The following is an 18,269-nucleotide window of genomic DNA, read 5'->3' on the forward strand; positions in this document are numbered from 1 at the left end:
AGGACTGGCGGGTGACGACCCGCTCGATCCTTCAGTGGTTCAGGGGCGTGATGCCGACCTCGGCACCCCATCCTCCACGGACCCGGCACGAAGCCGGTCGGGAGAGCTTGGGGAACACCAGGACGTGGGCGGATGGTTGACCCCCGTCACGGAGCCCCTAGGGATGAATCGTGGGTGGATCGCTCCAGGAGCGCGACTGGGTTGGGGAAAAACGGCCAGAGCCGGTGCAGGGCTGTCACGGGTGGTCTCAGACCGGAGAAATGGGAAGGGAGTAAATCCCTGCATCCTCAGCGGGTCTTCCGTGTGGACGGAACTCTGCGCGGTTCCGACGGCAGCCTTGCGGGCGGCCCAACTCCGTCATCCTAGGAATGGCATGAGATCTTTGCAAGATTGCCAGCCAACTCCTTACCCCCTTTCCTCAGGACAGCCGCTCCAGGCTGGCTGGAGGTCTGGCTGGAGGCCGGCCGTGAGGGGCGGATCTTCACTTACGCCAATCCGCAAGCCCTGGCCATCGGCGCGGGGGATCTGGTGCGGGTCCGCCTCCAGGGACGGCCCCACACCGGGCTGGTGGTGGCGTCGGCAACGGCCTGTCCGGCCGCCATGGAGGGACGGTCGATCCTGCCGGTGGAGGCGGTGCTGCAGAGCGCCGCGGTCGATCCGCACTGGCAGGCCCTGCTCGAGGAGGTGGCCCGGCAATGCCACACCGGCCTGTTCCGCAGCCTGAAAAGCGCCCTGCCACCTGGCTGGCTGGGGCAGGCCCGCCGCCCGCCAGCGGGCCAGGGGCGGATCCTCTGGACCGTGCGGCTGAACCCCGACACGAGCGCGGTGGCCAGCCACCCCCGGCAGCAGGAACTGCTGGACCATCTGGCCAGCCACGGGGGGGTGCGGCTGCTGCGGGATCTGGTTCAGGAGGGGGGCTTCGGGCGCTCCCTGATCGCCAGCATGGAACGCCGCGGGCTGCTCCTGAAGCAGGCCGGCCGTGGCCCTGCGCGGGTGGGCGGCGGTGGCGCTGGGACCACCCCCCTGGAGGCTCCCCAACCGGCCAGTCCGGCCCAGGCCAAGGCGATGGCGGCGATCGCCGACGCCCCTCCCGGCCAGGCCCTGCTGCTGTGGGGGGTGACCGGATCTGGCAAGACCGAGGTCTATCTGCAGGCCGCCGCCCGGGAACTGGCGGCGGGGCGCAGTGTGCTGATCCTGGCGCCGGAAATCGGCCTGATCCCCCAGCTGCTGGATCGCTGCCGGCGGCGCTTCGGAGTGGCGGTGATCGAGTACCACAGCGGCATGGGCGACGGCGAGCGGGTCGTGGCCTGGCGACGTTGCCTTGAGGCCACCCTGCAGCGCGAACCCTGCCTGGCCGTGGGCACCCGTTCCGCCGTCTTCCTGCCGCTGGGCCACCTGGGGCTGATCGTGCTCGATGAAGAGCACGATGCCTCCTACAAGCAGGAGAGCCCCATGCCCTGCTACCACGCCCGGGAGGTGGCCCGGCTGCGGGCCCGCCTCAGCGGGGCCCGGTTGGTGCTCGGCAGTGCCACCCCTTCTCTGGAAACCTGGTGGCGCTGCCAGCCCGGTCCCCAGGGCCTGCCCGGCGACACCCTCCTGCTGCCGCTGCCGGAGCGGATCGGCCAGCGCCCCCTGCCGCCGGTGCGGCTGGTGGACATGCGCCAGGAGCTGGTCGACGGCCACCGCCGCCTGATCAGCCGCCCCCTGATGGCCCGGCTGGAGCGGCTGCAGGAGGCCGGCGAGCAGGCCGTCGTGCTGGTGCCCCGGCGCGGCTACCGCTCCTTCCTGAGCTGCCGCAGCTGCGGCGAGGTGGTGCTCTGCCCCCACTGCGACGTGGCCCTGACCGTGCATCGCGGCCCCCGGGCCGGCGGCCAGGAGGGCCGGGAGTGGCTGCGTTGCCACTGGTGCGACCACCGCCAGGAGATGGGCGACCGCTGCGGCCACTGCGGCTCCACCGCCTTCAAGCCCTTCGGTGCCGGCACCCAGCGGGTGATGGAGCAGCTCGCCACGGAGCTGGAGGGCCTGCGGCTGATCCGCTTCGACCGCGACACCACCCGGGGCCGGGATGGCCACCGCCGCCTGCTGGAACGCTTCGCGGCCGGCGAGGCGGACGTGCTGGTGGGCACCCAGATGCTGGCCAAGGGCATGGACCTGCCCGCCGTGACCCTGGCGGCGGTGCTGGCGGCCGACGGCCTGCTGCACCGGCCGGATCTGCGCGCATCGGAGCAGTGCCTGCAACTGCTGTTGCAGCTCGCCGGCCGGGCCGGCCGGGGCGAACGCCCCGGGGAGGTGCTGGTGCAGACCTACAGCCCCGACCATCCCGTGATCCGGCACCTGGTGGACGGCCGCTACGGGGCCTTCCTGGCCGAAGAACTGGAGCTGCGGCGCCAGGGCGGCATGGTGCCCTTCGGTCGGGCCTGCCTGCTGCGACTGGCCGGTCCCACCGCCAGCGGCACCGCCACCGCCGCCGCCGCCCTGGCTGAAAGAATCCGCCCGGCCGTGGAGAGGGCCGGCTGGGTGCTGATCGGGCCGGCGCCCGCCCCTGTCGCCAGGGTGGCGGGCCGCAGCCGCTGGCAACTGCTGCTGCATGGCGCTGGCATGGCGGCGCTGCCGCTGCCCCCCGAAGGCGACCTGCGCCAGGCCCTGCCGCCGGGGGTGAGCCTGACGATCGATCCGGACCCGCTGGAGCTCTGAAACCGACGCTGGCGGCGCTGGCGTCAGGCCGGCAGTTCCGGCAGGCCGAAGCCCAGCCGGCGCCGGGTCGCCTGCAGGGCCAGCACCAGCGGCAGGGCCAGGCCCACCGCCGCCGCCCCCAACCCCAGACCACTCCAGCGCCAGCAGCGCAGCTCCAGCACATTGACCTGGCCCGGCTGCAGGGGCCAGACCAGCTGACGGCGCCCCTTGCCATCCCCCGGAAGCGCCGGGACCGGGCTGGCAGGGGCCGCCTGCCGCACGGCCGCGGGCCGCACCGGGGCGAGGACCAGCGCCAGATCCAGTCCTGGGATCGCCTCGAGCGGCTGCAGATCGAGCTCCAGCAGCAGGTGCTGGCGCACCCCCACCAGCCAGTTGCGCTCCTCCCAGCGCATCACCGGAGCACTCAGGGCGACACCGCTGAGCTGGCCCGCCAGCTCCAGGCTGCCCGCCAGGGCCGCGAGCGCCTCACGGGCCGGCAACACCGGGGTGGAGAGGAGCTGGTCGGCGCTCCCCCCCCGCCCGTGGAAGGGACCGGGCGCAGCCAGCTGGGGCTCGTGCCCCTCCAGCGCCGCGACGAAGCGCCGCTGCCAGGGGCTCTCCGGGCCACCGTTGCTGCGCAGCTGGTGGCTCACCTGCAGCCGCCCGGGTCCCTCGAAGCGCAGCTCGGTGCGCACCTCCATGCAGCCCCCCAGCAGCGAGGCCAGCAACAGCAGCACCACCGCCACCACCACCGCGAAGCCCACAGGGGCCCGGGTGGGGCCCACCGGCGGCGGCGGCGGTGGCTCGGGGCGACGACGGGAGCGCCGGCTGACGCCACCGCCGACCCCCTCGAGCGGCGTGGTGCCGGCCAGATCCGGCAGGGTGAGCGACCAGTTGCTGGGACGGCGCAGCTCAGGGGCCTCCAGCACCATCAGCAGCGCCTTGGCCTGGGCGCGCAGCGTCGGGTCCTGGCAGCGCACCAGACCGCGGCAACAGGCGGCGGCCTGGTCGGTGCGACCCTGGCCCATCAGGGCGGTGGCCATCAGCAGGCGCAGCTCGGCGCCGGCGGCCGTGAGCGGCGAACGCTCCTCCTGGAGGGGCTCCAGCAATCGCAGCACCTGGCCGTACTCCCCACGATCCAGGGCCCGACGGGCCTCGGCCAGCGGATCCTCAGGCATGCAGCAGGCCGGGGCTGCCCACCACCATGGTGCCGATGCCGGCATTGGTGAACACCTCCAGCAGCAGGGAATGGGCCACCCGGCCATCGATGATGTGGGCCGCCTTGACCCCCTGGGCCAGGGCCCGGATGCAGCACTCGGTTTTGGGCGTCATCCCCCCTTCCACCACCCCGTCGGTGATCAGCTGGCGGGCCTCGGAAAGGCTGAGCTGGCGGATCAGGCTGGTGGGCGCGTTGCGGTCGCGCAGGATGCCCGGGGTGTCGGTGAGCAGGATCAACTTCTCCGCCTGCAGGGCCGCGGCCAGCTCCCCGGCCACGGTGTCGGCATTGATGTTGTGGGCCAGGCCATCGGCATTGGGGGCGACGCTGGAGATCACCGGGATGTAGCCACTGGCCAGCAGCGGGGAGAGCACCGAGGGGTCCACCCGCGCCACATCCCCCACCACACCCAGGGTGCCATCGCCCATGGTGCGGGCCTGCACCAACCCGCCATCACTGCCGGAAAGGCCCACGGCCCGGCCCCCCACCCGGTTGAGGCCGTTGACGATCTGCTTGTTGACCCGGCCCACCAGCACCATCTCCACCACGTCCATGGTGTCGGGGCAGGTGACCCTCAGGCCGTCCTGGAAGCGGGGCTCGATCGCCAGTTTCTCCAGCCACTGGTTGATCTCCGGTCCGCCGCCGTGCACCACCACCGGCTGGACGCCGACGCAGGCCAGCAGGGCCAGGTCGCGGAAGACCGCATCGCGCAGGTCTTCGCGGACCATGGCGGCACCGCCGTACTTGATGACGATGCGGCGGCCGGCGAAACGCTGGATGTAGGGCAGCGCCTCACTGAGCACAGACACCCGCAGGGTGTCTTCCGAACTGATGTGCCGATCGGGACTCAAGGGACGGGGGCGGCGAGGGACGGGTCGGAGCTGGCGGCTGCCGGCAGCAGGCTCAGCGTCAGTCGGCCAGGACCGGCCTGTTGCAGGTCAGCGGTCAGGCCAGGACCGAAGAAACGGCCCAGCCGGTCCTGCCGATCCTGCCAGCGCTCGAACGCCACCCCCTGGCACTCGATCGTGAGACGCAGCCCGTAGCCGCCGCTGGCCTCCAGCTCCTCAACGGCCAGCAGCTGGGGTGGGGAGTCCTCATCCCAGAGCTTGAGGGCTTCGAGGGAACTTTCCAGGTGGGCCTTCTGGCCGTAGCGCCAGCGGGTGACGTCGGCCAGCAGTTTGCGCAGCGGTTCGTTCTCAGGCAACTGACGCAGATCACGCAGTTGGGCCACGGGGGTCAGGCGTTCAGCAGGTGGCAGCTCGGAGGACTTCAGGGCCAGCCCCCCCAGCAGGATCGGCACGCCGTAGAACACGCCAGCCAGGCTGATGTTGGGGCTGTCGGTGACGTAGGCGATCGAACCGATCACGGTGAGCACGGCACCAGCCACGGTCACCAGGCTGCCGGGGGAGAGAAACGCTTGCATCACGCCATTGTCCAGCAGCGGGGGGCAGGATGGAGCCCCCCAGGCCGCCCGCCAGCCCCATGGCCAGCCATCCCGACCACCCGAGCGACGTGACCACCGCCAGCAGCGAGGATTCCGGCGCTGCCGGCGGCAACCCCTGGAGCGCGGCAGCGGCCCCTTCGACGGCCGAACTGCTCGCCCAGCTGGGGGAGGACCGGCTCTGGCTGCTGCGCCAGCTGGACAGTGGCCGCTGGAGCCAGTGGCGACTCGATCTGGCGGCCCTGGAACGGGAACTGGGTCAGTTGATCGACCAGGCCGGCGAACGCCTCTGAACCAGGCTCCGCATCAGAAGGGAATGTCGTCGTCATCGTCGCCCAGGGGCACCAGCGGGGAGGTGTCCCACACCGGTGCTGCCGCCTCGGCCGGGGCAACGCTGGCGGGGCGCGATGGCGCCGGTGCCGGTGCCGGTGCCGGAGCCCGGCGCGGCGCTGGGGTCGGTGGGCCGGCGGCTGGACGGGGCGCCGGCTGGGGGGCAGGAGCTGGAGCCTGGCTCTGGGCCTGGGGGACAGCCGCGCCGGGGCTGAGGGGATGGAGCCGCGCCAGGGTGAACTCGGCCCGCTTCTCCTTGACCCCGTCCTGCCGGGTGACGGTGTTCATGCGCAGCCGCCCCTCGAGGACAAGCCGCTGACCCACCTGAACCCTGTTCTGCAGATCCTGGGCGAGATTTCCCCAGCCCACCACCTTCAGCTGGCCCGGGGGATCATCGGGCCGCAGACCCTCGATCTGCACGGCCATTTCAGCCACCGGCGTCTGGTTGTCCTGGGTGTAACGCACCTGGGGCGCCTCCAGGACCTCCACCTCCAGCAAGCAGTGATTCACGCCGGCACCAACAGAACGGAGGCACCATCCTGAAGCATCCTCCCCACGGCGGCAGGATCTGGCTGATCGCCGGCACCGGGGAGGGGCCCCCGCTGGCGCAGCAGCTGCTGGCTGGGGGCTGGCGTCTGAAGGTGTCCGTGGTGAGCCGCGCCGCATCCCTGGCCTATGGCCCCCACCCCCACCAGGAGCTGGCGGTGGGGGCGATCGGTGCATCAGAGGGGCCGGAGGCGGGGGTTGCCGCCGAACTGGTCGAGGCCCGACGCCGGGGCGAGCCCTACACCTGGGTGATCGACGCCACCCACCCCTTCGCCACCCGCATCAGCGCCGCCCTCGCCCTCACCTGCACCGCCCAGGGGCAGCCGCTGTTGCGGCTGAAGCGCCCCGATCTCAGCGGCGCCGGCGCGGTGGTTCTTGGCGATCTGGCCTGTCTCGGCACCCACTGCCGGCCCGGCGAGCGCTTGCTGCTGGCCATCGGCGCCCGCCGCCTGGGCGAGGCCGTGGCGGCCGCGCCGCAGGCCCTGCACCACGCCCGCCTGCTGCCCCACGGCGAGGCCCTGGCGCTGGCCCTGGCCTCCGGGATCCCGGCCCAGCGGCTGGCGCCGCTGCGGCCCAGCGGCGACGGCCGCATCGAGCGGGCCCTTTGCCGTCACTGGGCCATCGACGCGGTGCTCTGCCGCCGCTCCGGCGGCGCCAACGAAGCCCAGTGGCACCGGATCTGCGCCGAACTGGGCCTGCGCCTGCTGCTGCTGGAGCGCCCCCCCGAGCCCGGCCAGGCCGAAGCCCTGCCGTTGCGGCAACTGCTGCAACGCCTGGGCCAGAGTGGCCCCCATGGCTGATCCCGCCCCCATCCCCGTGAGCCTGGTGCTCACCACCGAAGCCGACCGGGAGCGGGCCGAGGGCCTGGCCCTGGCCTTGCTGGAGCGGGGCCTGGTGGCCTGCGCCAGCCTGCACCCGGTGGTATCGCTCTACCGCTGGCAGGGGCAGCTGGAGCGGAGCGAGGAGGTGCAGCTGCTGCTCAAGACGAACCCCGGGAACCTGGAGGCGCTGCGCCGCAGCCTGGGGGAGCTGCACAGCTACGACACACCGGAGTGGATCCACTGGCAGGCCAGCAGCGATGGCCCCTATGGCCGTTGGTTGCTGGAGCCGCTGCCGCTCAGCCCAGGTGGCGAGCCACCAGCTCCGGCAGGGACGCCTGGGGACGGGGACCCAGCTGGGTGACCACCTGGCCGGCGCAGAGGGAACCGAGCTGACCGCAGCGCTCCAGGCTCTCCCCCCTGGTGTGGCCGTAGAGGAAACCGGCGGCGTAGAGATCGCCGGCGCCGGTGGTGTCGACCAAAGGGCCGAGGCGGTACGGGTCGATCGCCAGGGTGGTGTCGCCGCTCAGCAGCAGGGAGCCCCGCTCGCTGCGGGTGAGGGCCGCCAGCTTGCAGCGGCCCCGCACCTGATCGGCGGCCGCTTCGAAGCTGTCGCTCTCGTACAGGGAGGTGATCTCCGTCTCATTGGCGAACAGCACATCGACATGGCCATCGACCAGCTCCTGGAAGCTCTGGCGGTGGCGCTCGACGCAGAAGGCATCGGAGAGGGACAGGGCCACCTCGCCGCCGCTGGCGCGCATCACCTCGGCGGCCGCGATGAAGGCGCGCTTGGCTTCCTCGCTGTCCCAGAGGTAGCCCTCCAGGTACAGCACCTTGGCCTGGCGCACCATGTCCAGGTCGAGGTCGGCGGGATCCAGACCCACCGACGCCCCCAGGTAGGTGCACATGGTGCGCTGGGCATCCGGGGTGACCAGGATCAGACAGCGGGCCGTGGAGGGTCCGCTGCTGGCCGGTGGCGTTTCAAACCGGGCCCCCACGGCGCGGATGTCGTGGGCGAAGATCGCCCCGAGCTGGTCGTCCCTGACCCGGCCGATGAACCCCGCCTGGCCGCCCAGCTGGGCGATGCCGGCCAGGGTGTTGGCCGCCGATCCGCCGGAGGTTTCAAGCCCGGCGCCGACGCTGGCGTAGAGCCGCTCCGCCTGGGATTCATCCACCAGGGCCATGGTGCCCTTGGTGAGGCCGTGGGCCTCGAGAAAGGCGTCATCGGCCTGGACGAGGACATCGACGATGGCGTTACCGATGCCGACGACGTCGAAACGCTTGGAGGAACTGATCAAAGGGAAGGACGACAGGGGGACGGCTGGGACCGGGCTCAGACGCTGAGCAGGGCGCGCTTGGGGCCGTGGATCGGATCCTCGACCACGATCGTCTGATCCCGTTGGGCGCCGAGGGACACGATGGCGATCGGCACCTCCATCAGCTCGGCCAGGAAGCGCAGATAGGCCATGGCGGTGGGGGGGAGATCCTCCAGGGCACGGCAATCGGCCGTGGAGCACTGCCAGCCCGGCAGGCTCTTGAACACCGGCCGGCAGCGGGCGAATTCGTCGGAGCTGCTGGGGAAGTGGTCGATGCGGCGGCCATCGAGTTCGTAGGCCACGCACACCTGGATCTCGTCCAGCTCATCGAGCACGTCGAGCTTGGTGATCGCCAGGCAGTCAAGGCCGTTGACCTGGACCGCATAACGGCCGATCACCCCGTCGAACCACCCGCAACGGCGACGGCGGCCGGTGGTGGTGCCGAACTCCCCGCCGCGGTCGCAGAGGTGGTCGTTGAGGCTGCCCTCCAGTTCGGTGGGGAAGGGGCCTTCGCCCACCCGGGTGGTGTAGGCCTTGGCCACGCCGATCACCCGGTCGATCAGGGTGGGGCCCACGCCGGCGCCGATGCAGGCGCCGCCCGACACGGGGTTGGAGGAGGTGACGTAGGGGTAGGTGCCGTGGTCGAGATCCAGCAGGGTGCCCTGGGCGCCCTCAAAGAGGATGTTCTTGCGGGCCCGGGCCGCCTCGTGAATGGTGCGGGTGCAATCCACCACGTGGGGGGCCAGCCGGCGGCCGTAGGCGGCGTACTCCTCGATCACCGCGTCGGCATCCAGGGCGGGGATCCCGTAAACCTTCTCGAGCAGGTCGTTCTTCTCGGCGAGGGGGCCAAGCAGGCGATCGCGCAGGCAGTCCGGATCGAGCAGGTCGATCACCCGGATGCCATTGCGCTGGGATTTGTCGGCATAGGTGGGGCCGATGCCCCGCCCGGTCGTGCCGATGCGGCGGTCGCCCCGGCGCTGCTCCATCGCCAGGTCGAGCAGCCGGTGGTACGGCATCGTGACGTGGGCGGTGGAGGCGAGCTTCAGCCCGGAGACGTCGATCTCCAGCTCCAGCAGGGTGTCGATCTCGCCCAGCATCACCTTGGGATCCACCACCGTGCCCGATCCGATCAGGCAGATGGTGTCCGGATACAGGATCCCGGAGGGGATCAGGTGCAGCTTGAGGACCCGGTCCTCGACAACGATGGTGTGACCGGCGTTGACCCCGCCCTGATAGCGGACCACGACATCGGCGGAGCGACTCAGCAGATCGGTGATCTTGCCTTTCCCTTCGTCACCCCATTGCGCACCGATGACGACAACATTGGCCAAGGACACAGCGGCCCGAAGCCGCTTCTAAGCACAAGGGGAGAGCTTCTCAGATCGGGGTCCCCTTCGTCAAAGGTTCAGGCCCCGCGCACCGCGGACGCTTCAGCTTTCTTGAGCTCCTTTTCCAGCCGGCTGCGCAGCGCCTCCGGCAGGGGGCGGTTGGCGTAACCGGCGTAGTGGGCCGCCAGGGAATTCACCGCGGTCTGCATGGTGGTGAAGGAAGCCAGGCCGTGGATGTCCTGGCGGGGCCGGTAAAGGGCGGTGTAGCCGTTGATCAGCTGCCGGGCCTGCAGCTCCGCCTCCTGGTGGCCGGGGTCTTCCTGGGGCAGGGCGATGGTGGTCAGCAGGGTCTGGGCCACGCTGACGGTGTCATCGACATAGTTGCCGCTGAGGCCGGCGGTGGCCTGGCTGCAACCGCTCAGTCCAAGACAGAGACACAGGCCGAGGGCCAGAAAGGGACGGAGCAGGCTGCGGCGCAGAAAGGCGACCAAGGGAGGAACGGCGTCTGGCGAAATCCTACGGGGATGCACCCGGCAGCCCGCGCAGGTGCTCGAGGGCGGCGTCGGCGCCCAGCTCCCGCTTGCCCGTGTCGCCGCTGCGGTCGACCAGCTCCACCTTGCGCTCCGCAGCGCCACGGCCCACCACCAGCCGCCAGGGGATACCGATCAGGTCGGCGTCCTTGAACTTGACCCCGGCCCGCTCGGGGCGGTCATCGAGCAGCACGTCGATGCCGGCCTGCAGCAGCTGGCCGTAGAGCTCCTCGGCCAGGGCCACCTGCACCGGGTCCTGACTGCTGGCGATCACGATGATCACCGTGTAGGGCGCGATCGCCACGGGCCAGCGGATCCCGTCGGCGTCGTGGTGCTGCTCGACGGCGGCCTGGGCCAGCCGGGAAACGCCGATGCCGTAGCAGCCCATCCACAGGGGCTCCTCGCTGCCGGCCTCGTTGGTGAAGCGGGCCTCCAGGGCTTCGGAGTACTTCCGGCCCAGCTGGAAGATGTGACCCACCTCGATGCCCCGGGCCGCCTCCAGCCGCTGGGACGGGTCGTGCAGGCAGCGGTCTCCCGGCTGGGCCGCCCGCAGGTCCACCACCTCAGGGACCGGGCAGAGCTCACCCCAGCGCGCGCCCACCAGGTGCTCATCGCTGCGGTTGGCCCCACAGACAAAGGCCTCCAGATCGGCGGCGGAGGGATCCGCCAGGCGCAGCAGTGGCACCTCCGCAAGGCGCTTCTCGCCCTGGCGCAGGGCCGGATCCTCCAGATGGGGACCAAGGAAGCCGAAGGGCACGGTGTCCCAGAGATGGTCGGCCAGCAACGGCACGATCTCCAGCAGGGCGCCGGCGTCGGCACAGCGGGCCGTCACGGCATTGGCCAGCTTGACGTCGTTGAGCTGCTGGTCGCCGCGCAGGCACACCAGCACCCCCCGCGGGGGCGCCGCCGCGAACCGGGCCAGCAGCAGCAGCACCTTCAGCGTCTGGGTGGCGTCGAAGCCATGGGCGGTGCAGAGGTCTTCGATGCTCTTCTGGGCAGGCGTGGCCAGGGGATGGCAGGCGCTGACCTCCAGGGGGACCGCCGCAGCCGGCAGGGAGACGGCCCGTTCCTGGTTGGCGGCGTAACGGCCATCGGGACTGGCCAGGATGAGGTCCTCGCCGGCCTCGGCGGTGACCATGAACTCCTGACTGGCGGAGCCACCGATGGCGCCGCTGTCCGCCTCCACCGCCACGGCCCGCAGGCCGCAACGCTCGAAAATGCGCCGGTAGGCGCCGTCCATGGCGGCATAGGTCCGCCGCAGGCAGGCCTCGTCAGCATGGAATGAGTAAGCGTCCTTCATGATGAATTCGCGCCCCCGCATCAGGCCGAAACGGGGCCGGATCTCATCGCGGAACTTGGTCTGGATCTGATACAGGCAGACCGGCAGCTGGCGGTAGGAGCGCAGCAGGTCGGCCGCCAGCTCGGTGACCACCTCCTCATGGGTGGGGCCGAGCCCGAGGGAGCGCTCCTGGCGATCGACCAGGTGGAACATGATCCCCTCCCCGGCGGTGTAGCCATCCCAGCGGCCACTGCGGCGCCAGAGGTCGGCGGGCTGCAGCTGGGGCAGCAGGGTTTCGAGGGCGTCGACGGCGGCCATCTCCTCGCGAACGATGGCGGAGACCTTCTGGAGCACCCGCCAGAGCAGGGGCAGGTAGGCAAAGATTCCCGGCGCCAGGCGGCGCATGTAGCCCGCCCGGAGCAGCAGCTTGTGGGAGGTGATCTCAGCTTCGGCCGGGTCGTCCCGAAGCGTCACCAGCATCAGGCGGGAGACGCGCATGGGGAAAGTCCGGCTCGGCGCTGGACGCTATCACCGCAGACCCGCTGAGCCTGGCGCTGCGGGGGTGAAGAGTGAGTCGCCGCAACGGCCTTAGCCCCGGGACAGGGCCAGCCTTGAGCCAAAAACTCTGCTAATGTCAGCCGCTAGTCCAGTGCGTCCAACACCAGTCTCAATGCTCGCTCACCCTGCCCAGACCGGCTCGTCCATGGCCGGTCCCACTGCTTCGGGGGCTCTGACTGCTTCGGTGGCTCGTTCAGAGGCCCTTGCGCAGACTCCGCCCCTGGCGTTGCAAGGTGAGCCCGGCGCCGACGCCGAGACCCTGATTGGCATTGATGAGGTGCAGCGTTCCCTGAACCGGTCCCGAGCCTCGGTGTATCGCTACACCAACACCGATCCCCGCAATCTCAACCCCCCCTTCAATCCCCGCAAACTCAACCCCGAGTACCGCAGCGACCAGAAGGAGCCCCTCGTTTTCCACCCCCACGAAGTTGCCCGGTTCGCCCGCGATGTGCTGCGCATCAAGGAGGTGACGGTGGAGGTGCTCAACTCCCCCTCCACCGCCACCCAGCAGTTGCTGGCTTCGATCCTGGAGGAGCTGCGGGCGATCCGCGTCCGGCTGGATGGAGCCGATGCCCACCCCGCCGACCTCCACCTGCACCGTCAGCAGCACTCCCAGTCACGGCCCGCGGCCTGAGTGCCGCAACCCTGTCCGAAAGCGCCGGCGGGGGGCCGATCGGGCCGATCGGTGTCAGAATCACCCAAACCACCCTTCTTTCCCGTCAAGTGCACCGGTCCTTCCGCTGCACGACCGCATGGATCACGTCCAAAACGCCCGGCCCCTTCATCGCTCCGGTTCCCCACGCGGGACCGCCCCTTACCTCGCCTCCCCTGGCACCCCCATCAGCACCGGATCAGCGGAGCGAAGCGTCGAAGGATTCTCTCTGGCCCCGGCCAAAAGCGATGCCGAGTCCAGTGGAGAGCCAGACAGTCCGGGACCCAGATTCTCCGTTTCTGCCCCCCGCACCGAACCGGCGGCCGACCTGTTCTTCGACCAACCCTTCGGTGCCGTGGCCGGCTTTCTGCTCGGCCTGGCGACCCTGCTGGTCCCCCTGGCCGGTGTCATCATGGACCGACCGCTGCTGCCGGGCCATCAGGAGTCCAGTGAGCGTCGTTTCAGGCCAGTCGCTGTAGCAGAAAGCCCTGGAAATCAAGGGCCTGGAAAAACGGCGCCGGATCGCTGAAACCGGCGGCCTCCACCAGGGCTGTCAGACGGGCGATGCCGATGGGGTGGAAGCCCTGAATCTGGGCGGTGGGATCCACCGCTTCTCCGTCCACGCCGCTGGCCCGCTGGAAACAGCCCCAGGCCTCGGCCACTTGGTGGGACAGGGCAGAGCGTTCCGGTCGCATCAGGTCGACGAGCACCAGCTGCCCCTGGGGTCTGAGGCTGCGGGCCAGGGCGGACAGGAAGGCCAGCTTGGTGCCGTCATCCGGAAGCGACTGCAGCACCAACACCGACAGCGCACCGTCGAAGCGGGACTCAGCCCCGAGCTCCTCGACCGTGGCGTGATGCCAGTCGATCCGGCCCCGGTTCTGCAGCCGCTGCCGGGCCACCGCCAGCATCTCCGCCGACGGATCGATGGCGGTGAGTTGCCAGTCAGGCCGCTGGGCGTCGGCCTCCAGCAGTTCGGCCCCCGTGCCGCAGCCCGCCACCAGCACCGCCGACTCCTGCTGCGACGCCAGGGGAGAGGAGGCCAGCAGCGCCACCGACAGGCGAGCGAGGCTGGCGTAGCCAGGGATCAGCTGCTGCACCACCCGGTCGTAGGTGCCTTGCCGGGCCGGGGAAGGATCGGAGGAAAGCAAGATCTGCGGGCAACCCCTCCATCGTAGGGAGCCCCTCCAGGCCGTCCCGATCTTTTCCCAAGGCAACGAAACCGGGAACGGTGGGACGCGGTGTGGCCTAAGTTGGGCGGCGCCCCCTACCCACGATCGACCGTGCCCACCATCCGTTTCGAAAAGGAAGGCCAGCAGGTTGGTTGCATTGAAGGGGCAAATCTGCGCAAGGCGGCCCTTGACGCCGGGGTGAATCCCTACACGGGGCTCAACAACCTCAACAACTGCGGCGGCCTCGGCCAGTGCGGCACCTGCGTGGTGGAAGTGGTGGAGGGGGCCCGCAACCTTTCCCCCCGCAGCGACGTCGAGGAGGTTTACCTGGCGGATCGTCCCTCCAGCTACCGCCTGAGCTGCCGCACCACCGTCAACGGGGACGTCACCATTCGCACCAAGCCGGACGCCGGCGTGGGCAAGGGTTCCAACAGCCTGGTCGGCGCCCTCAAGGCTCTCGTCGGCCGCAAGTGAGCCGCGATGGCTGATCCGGCCGTCCACCTCCTCTTCCACTACGCCAGCTGCAGCACCTGCCGCAAGGCGCTGGCGTGGATGCGGGATCGGCAGATCCCGTTCGAGGCCATCGACATCACCACAGCCCCGCCGTCCCTGGAGCTGCTCAGCGAGGCCCACGGCCAGCTGGGTGGCTTCGGCCGTCTGTTCAACACCAGTGGCCAGAGCTACCGGGCCCTGGGCGCCGCCACGGTGAAGGCGATGGACACGGCCACCGCCCTGGCGGCCCTGGCCGCCGATGGCCGCCTGATCAAGCGCCCTTTTCTGGTCACGGCCTCGGGGCGGATCGTCACCGGGTTCCGCCCCGAGGAATGGCAGGAGCTGCTCGGCTAGGTCGGGTCGTTGCCTTCGCCCGGCCCCTGGGAGCCCTTCACCATCAGCTGGTCGAGTTCTTCGATCAGGCCCTCGATGCCGGCCCGGCTGATCTGGCTCAGGTAGGTGCCCTTGAACTCCTCGAGGAACGTGCAGAGCAGCTGCTGGGAGCGTTCCAGGGCCGGTCCGCTCTCCAGGGCCTCGGCCAGTTCCTCCCAGAAGCGGTCGATGAAGCGCTGCAGCAGCTCCAGCTGCTGGTCATCGCGCCGGCTGAGGCGCTCACCGGTGCTGCGGGTGAGGTCGAGCAGGCTGTCCACCATCCCCCCCGCCAGCTGGCGGGAGAGACCTTTCTCCATCTGCAGCAGGGGCTGGAGCTGGCGCAGACCCGGCGGCACGATGGCGTTCTGGAGGCTCTGCTGCAGGGCATGGCCCAGCACGCCCTGCAGCTCGGGAGCCAGGCGCGGCGCCACCCGCACCAGCAGCAGGGGGCCCCAGATCCGCACCAGTTCCACCAGTTCCCGCTCATCGTTGCTCACCACGGTCTGATGGCTGCGCAGGGCCCGGATCCGCATCGGCCAGCGGCGCGAGCGAATCAGCTGCTGCAAGCCATCGATCAGCTGCAGCGCCAGCACCTCGAACAGCTCGACCGCCAGCAGGGCCACCACGCCGCGGCTGATGACGGCCCGGATCGGCTCGATCGTGATCAGCCCGCTGGTGTGCAGCCGCTCCAGCACCGGCACCACCCGCAGCAGGCGCCAGAAGGGCAGCAGCAGGGGCAGGTCGATCCAGCGCCGCAGCAGGGCCCGGTTCCAGCTCAGGCCCGGCAGGCGGCGGCGCAGGCGGTAGGCCCGCAGCAGGATGTCCAGGGCAAAGACGCTCTGGAACAGGATCAGGTCGTAGCGCCAGAAATGGTCGGTGGGGCGGCCGTTCTCATCAATCGAGCGCCAGTAGGTGGTGGCCACCAGGGGCAGCACCTGCTGGCGCCAGAACAGCCGCTCCTGTTCCCAGGGATGGGAGACCAGCCAGGCGGGACTCAGCAGCACCGCGGCCGCCTGCTTGGCCGAGTCCTTGTCGGCGCGTTGGCGCAGGCGATTCTTGATCTTCTCCAGGGTGCCGGAGGTGCCTGAGGCCAGCATCGGATTGGAGTCGATCATTTCGGCGGTGAGCCGCACCTGCTCCGCCAGGAGCTTTTGCTGGGCGGGGCTGAGCTGACCCGGTGGGCCTTGGCGCAGGGCCGCATCCAGGCGATCGAACCGGTCCTGGTAGGCCTGGGTCTCGCGGTGGGGTTCGATCCCCTTGATCGGATCCACCCAGGGGGTGATGTCGGGGATGAAGGTGAGCGGCACCACCAGCGGCACCGACGGCAGCGGGTAGAGGTTGCGCTGCAGCCAGAAGGTGCGCAGGGGGATGTAAGTGACGTCGAAGGCCACCCACAGCAGGTTCAGGGCGGCCCAGAGCGCCACGAAGCGATCCCAGCGGCGGCCAAGGCCACTGGAGGGCAGGGCCAGGGTCTGGTGCCAGCGTGGGCGTGCCATCGGGGACCCGGCGGGCGGATGCGTGCCTAATCTGCCTCCCGACCACGGAACCTGCCGCACGAACCCCTTGAGCCCCTCGGATCCACAGGCCGACGACGGCGCCCGCGACGAAGCGCAGCCCCACGCAGAGGCGCGGGAAGAGAGCCCCTGGGCCTTCTGGCGCAGCGTCCTGATCACCCTGGCGGTGGCCCTGGGGATTCGCCAGTTCCTGCTCGAGGCCCGCTACATCCCCTCCGGTTCGATGCTCCCGGGCCTGCAACTGCAGGACCGGCTGCTGGTGGAGAAGATCACCTTCCGCCAACGCCCGCCCAAACGCGGCGAGGTGGTGGTGTTCAGGTCCCCCTACCACTTCGATCCGATCCTCACCGGACCGATCAAGCCGGGTGGGCTGAGCTGCCTGCTGGTCAACCTGCCCCTGATCGGCTCCCTGCCGGGTCTGCAGCAGCCGGCCTGTGATGCCTACATCAAACGGGTGATCGCTCTGCCCGGGGAGCGGGTGGTGGCCGATCCCAGCGGCCGCGTCTCGATCAATGGCCGCCCCCTCGACGAGCCCTACGTCCGCAACTACTGCCCCGTCGATCGCCAGGGCGTCGGCCCCTGCCGCACCCTCGATGTGGTGGTGCCCCCCGGCCATCTGGTCGTGATGGGCGACAACCGGGCCAACAGCTGGGATGCGCGCTTCTGGCCCGGCGGACCGCTGCTGCCCGAATCCGAGCTGATCGGCCGCGCCTTCTGGCGTTTCTTCCCGTTCAGTTCGGCCGGTCCGCTGCCAGAACCCAACCAGATGGATCGCTGAGACCGGTGGCGATCACTCGCCCCTTCAGCTGACGATCCCGGCAGGGCCGGTTGGCGGCCAGGGAGCCAGGCGGTGAGTCGGCCCAGCGCCAGTGGTGGTCTGGATCGAACAGCAGCCAGCGGCGCGTGCCCGGGGCCAGTCCCGGCTCAGGCCGTCCCAGGAACCGGGCGGAACCCCAGCAGAGGGCCTGCCAGAGCTGCTCCGCCCGCCAACCCTGGCGCCCCACCAGCTCCTCCCAGAGCAGGGCCAGCACCAGACCATGGCCCGCCACCCCGGGGCGGCGTTGATCCAGGGGCAGCAGCTCCTCTTCGGCATCGAGGGCCACGTGATGGACCGCAACGGCGCCGATGACCCCATCGGCAAGGGCTTGGATGAGGGCTCCCCGGTCGGCCGGTCCCCCCAGGGCAGGCTCCAGCAGCCAGCCGTCGTCGGCCGGATCGAGGCCACCGCTGTCGGCGACCAGATGCCACCAGCACACCGACGCCATCGGCGGGCGGGCCTGGCGCCGCAGACGCGCCACCGCTTCGGCGGTGGAGATGTTCATCAGCCGCAGCTGGACGCCGGGCAGGTCGCCGGCAAGGATGAGCAGGGTCTCCAGGGGGAGCGTCTCACTGCCGGGGGGGTCGAGGGGCCAGCCCGCCCGCAGGGCCTCCACCCGCTCCCGCACGACGCCCCGCTGGGCCAGGGACCCGTCCCGGGGTGGCAACAGCACCGGCCGGTCCCCCATCTCAGCGAGCCTCAGACCCCGCTCCAGCAGGTCGAGGGGTGGCAGGGTCGCGCCGGCCGCCAGACCGCAGGCGCCGGCGGCCAGCTGGTCGGCGTGGGGGGCCAGCTCCCGGTCGAGGCCATCGACGCTGAAGCTGCCCCAGAGCAGCAACTGCAGGGGATCGGGCCAGCGCCAGCCGAGCCGCTCGGATCGGTCCCGCCAGGTGGGGGCCCAGGGGAGCAGGGCCACGGTGCCGTAGCCACCGGCGGCGGCCGCCTCACCGAGGCTGGCCAGGGTTTCCGCCCTCCCCTGCAGGGGCTCTTCCAGCACGCTGTGGGGATCCACCAGCGCGGGGCCGAACCAGCACCCGGAGCCGTCGGCGCTGGCGCAGGCCGGCCCTGACAGGGCGGCCGCATCCGGATCGATCGCCACCAGCACGCCCTCCTCCAGCAGCACGTCGGCCCGCCGAGACGGCCGACCGGGGGCCTCCAGCAGATGGACCCCGCGGATCAGCAGCTGACGGACCATGGCAGGGGCCTCGCGGGGTGGGA

General features: G+C 70.7%; 19 protein-coding genes. 8 read left to right on the plus strand and 11 right to left on the minus strand.

Features of this window, described 5'->3' with window-relative positions; translation table 11 throughout:
- The first annotated feature begins 390 nt into the window (after nucleotides 1-390).
- Complete coding sequence (priA, locus tag KUG43_RS12805) at nucleotides 391-2,694, plus strand: replication restart helicase PriA (protein WP_216909622.1); 2,304 nt, start codon at nucleotides 391-393, stop codon at nucleotides 2,692-2,694.
- 23 nt (nucleotides 2,695-2,717) lie between these two features.
- Here priA and KUG43_RS12810 read toward each other — a convergent pair whose 3' ends face one another.
- From KUG43_RS12810 to KUG43_RS12820, 3 genes are read right to left on the minus strand one after another with little or no spacing between them, the layout of a single operon-like run.
- Nucleotides 2,718-3,851 carry a DUF3153 domain-containing protein gene (locus KUG43_RS12810; RefSeq protein WP_216909624.1) on the minus strand — a complete coding sequence of 378 codons (1,134 nt, stop codon included), beginning with the start codon at nucleotides 3,849-3,851 and terminating at the stop codon, nucleotides 2,718-2,720.
- Nucleotides 3,844-4,740 (minus strand): acetylglutamate kinase, encoded by an 897-nt coding sequence (gene argB / locus KUG43_RS12815; protein WP_216909626.1) that lies wholly within the window; start codon nucleotides 4,738-4,740, stop codon nucleotides 3,844-3,846. Before argB ends, KUG43_RS12810 begins: the two co-directional genes overlap by 8 nt.
- Nucleotides 4,737-5,312 carry a DUF2854 domain-containing protein gene (locus tag KUG43_RS12820; protein ID WP_216909628.1) on the minus strand — a complete coding sequence of 192 codons (576 nt, stop codon included), beginning with the start codon at nucleotides 5,310-5,312 and terminating at the stop codon, nucleotides 4,737-4,739. The genes argB and KUG43_RS12820 overlap by 4 nt, the downstream gene beginning before the upstream one ends.
- 59 nt (nucleotides 5,313-5,371) lie before the next feature.
- On the opposite strand from KUG43_RS12820, the gene KUG43_RS12825 reads away from it, so the two are divergent.
- Nucleotides 5,372-5,623 carry a DUF8666 family protein gene (locus tag KUG43_RS12825; RefSeq protein ID WP_216909784.1) on the plus strand — a complete coding sequence of 84 codons (252 nt, stop codon included), beginning with the start codon at nucleotides 5,372-5,374 and terminating at the stop codon, nucleotides 5,621-5,623.
- A gap of 13 nt (nucleotides 5,624-5,636) precedes the next feature.
- On the opposite strand, the gene KUG43_RS12830 is transcribed toward KUG43_RS12825, so the two are convergent.
- Nucleotides 5,637-6,170, minus strand: a complete 534-nt coding sequence (locus tag KUG43_RS12830; protein ID WP_216909630.1) for a single-stranded DNA-binding protein — start codon at nucleotides 6,168-6,170, stop codon at nucleotides 5,637-5,639.
- A 107-nt stretch (nucleotides 6,171-6,277) separates the two neighbouring features.
- On the opposite strand from KUG43_RS12830, the gene KUG43_RS12835 reads away from it, so the two are divergent.
- Entirely contained in the window at nucleotides 6,278-7,006 is a 729-nt protein-coding gene (locus tag KUG43_RS12835; protein ID WP_502988614.1) for a precorrin-6A/cobalt-precorrin-6A reductase, read from the plus strand.
- Nucleotides 6,999-7,388 (plus strand): divalent-cation tolerance protein CutA, encoded by a 390-nt coding sequence (cutA, locus tag KUG43_RS12840; RefSeq protein ID WP_216909632.1) that lies wholly within the window; start codon nucleotides 6,999-7,001, stop codon nucleotides 7,386-7,388. The genes KUG43_RS12835 and cutA overlap by 8 nt, the downstream gene beginning before the upstream one ends.
- Here the strand turns inward: cutA and KUG43_RS12845 are convergent.
- The 4 genes from KUG43_RS12845 to KUG43_RS12860 all read right to left on the minus strand — a co-directional run bounded on the left by KUG43_RS12845 (nucleotide 7,324) and on the right by KUG43_RS12860 (nucleotide 11,975).
- Nucleotides 7,324-8,319, minus strand: a complete 996-nt coding sequence (locus KUG43_RS12845) for an adenosine kinase (RefSeq protein WP_502988615.1) — start codon at nucleotides 8,317-8,319, stop codon at nucleotides 7,324-7,326. The genes cutA and KUG43_RS12845 overlap by 65 nt on opposite strands.
- A 38-nt stretch (nucleotides 8,320-8,357) precedes the next feature.
- Entirely contained in the window at nucleotides 8,358-9,671 is a 1,314-nt protein-coding gene (locus KUG43_RS12850; protein ID WP_216909636.1) for an adenylosuccinate synthase, read from the minus strand.
- Nucleotides 9,672-9,745: 74 nt separating this feature from the next.
- Nucleotides 9,746-10,159 (minus strand): photosystem II protein Psb27, encoded by a 414-nt coding sequence (gene psb27, locus KUG43_RS12855; RefSeq protein ID WP_216909638.1) that lies wholly within the window; start codon nucleotides 10,157-10,159, stop codon nucleotides 9,746-9,748.
- Between the two features lie 25 nt (nucleotides 10,160-10,184).
- Entirely contained in the window at nucleotides 10,185-11,975 is a 1,791-nt protein-coding gene (locus tag KUG43_RS12860; RefSeq protein ID WP_216909640.1) for a proline--tRNA ligase, read from the minus strand.
- 205 nt (nucleotides 11,976-12,180) lie between these two features.
- Between KUG43_RS12860 and KUG43_RS12865 the strand changes: the two genes are divergently transcribed.
- Nucleotides 12,181-12,669, plus strand: a complete 489-nt coding sequence (locus tag KUG43_RS12865) for a DUF8631 domain-containing protein (protein ID WP_286194747.1) — start codon at nucleotides 12,181-12,183, stop codon at nucleotides 12,667-12,669.
- Between the two features lie 479 nt (nucleotides 12,670-13,148).
- Here KUG43_RS12865 and KUG43_RS12870 read toward each other — a convergent pair whose 3' ends face one another.
- Nucleotides 13,149-13,835: a class I SAM-dependent methyltransferase gene (locus tag KUG43_RS12870; protein ID WP_216909642.1), complete on the minus strand. Its 687-nt coding sequence runs from the start codon at nucleotides 13,833-13,835 to the stop codon at nucleotides 13,149-13,151.
- 132 nt (nucleotides 13,836-13,967) lie between these two features.
- Here KUG43_RS12870 and KUG43_RS12875 point away from each other — a divergent pair, with 132 nt between their 5' ends.
- Together KUG43_RS12875 and KUG43_RS12880 are read left to right on the plus strand one after the other, a co-directional pair.
- Nucleotides 13,968-14,330 carry a 2Fe-2S iron-sulfur cluster-binding protein gene (locus tag KUG43_RS12875; protein ID WP_216909644.1) on the plus strand — a complete coding sequence of 121 codons (363 nt, stop codon included), beginning with the start codon at nucleotides 13,968-13,970 and terminating at the stop codon, nucleotides 14,328-14,330.
- 6 nt (nucleotides 14,331-14,336) lie between these two features.
- Nucleotides 14,337-14,702, plus strand: a complete 366-nt coding sequence (locus KUG43_RS12880) for a Spx/MgsR family RNA polymerase-binding regulatory protein (protein ID WP_216909645.1) — start codon at nucleotides 14,337-14,339, stop codon at nucleotides 14,700-14,702.
- On the opposite strand, the gene KUG43_RS12885 is transcribed toward KUG43_RS12880, so the two are convergent.
- The gene (locus KUG43_RS12885) at nucleotides 14,699-16,216 is read right to left on the minus strand and encodes a hypothetical protein (RefSeq protein WP_216909647.1); all 1,518 of its coding nucleotides are present in this window, start codon (nucleotides 16,214-16,216) and stop codon (nucleotides 14,699-14,701) included. The two genes, KUG43_RS12880 and KUG43_RS12885, sit on opposite strands and share 4 nt — an antisense overlap.
- Nucleotides 16,217-16,283: 67 nt before the next feature.
- On the opposite strand from KUG43_RS12885, the gene lepB reads away from it, so the two are divergent.
- A complete protein-coding gene (gene lepB, locus KUG43_RS12890; RefSeq protein ID WP_216909649.1) occupies nucleotides 16,284-17,012 on the plus strand; it encodes a signal peptidase I in 729 nt (242 codons plus the stop codon).
- Here lepB and KUG43_RS12895 read toward each other — a convergent pair.
- Nucleotides 16,966-18,246 carry an amidohydrolase family protein gene (locus KUG43_RS12895; protein WP_216909651.1) on the minus strand — a complete coding sequence of 427 codons (1,281 nt, stop codon included), beginning with the start codon at nucleotides 18,244-18,246 and terminating at the stop codon, nucleotides 16,966-16,968. The genes lepB and KUG43_RS12895 overlap by 47 nt on opposite strands.
- Between the last annotated feature and the right edge of the window lie 23 nt (nucleotides 18,247-18,269).

This window comes from Synechococcus sp. CCY 0621 (assembly GCF_019038465.1).
In the GTDB taxonomy this organism is placed as follows: domain Bacteria; phylum Cyanobacteriota; class Cyanobacteriia; order PCC-6307; family Cyanobiaceae; genus Cyanobium.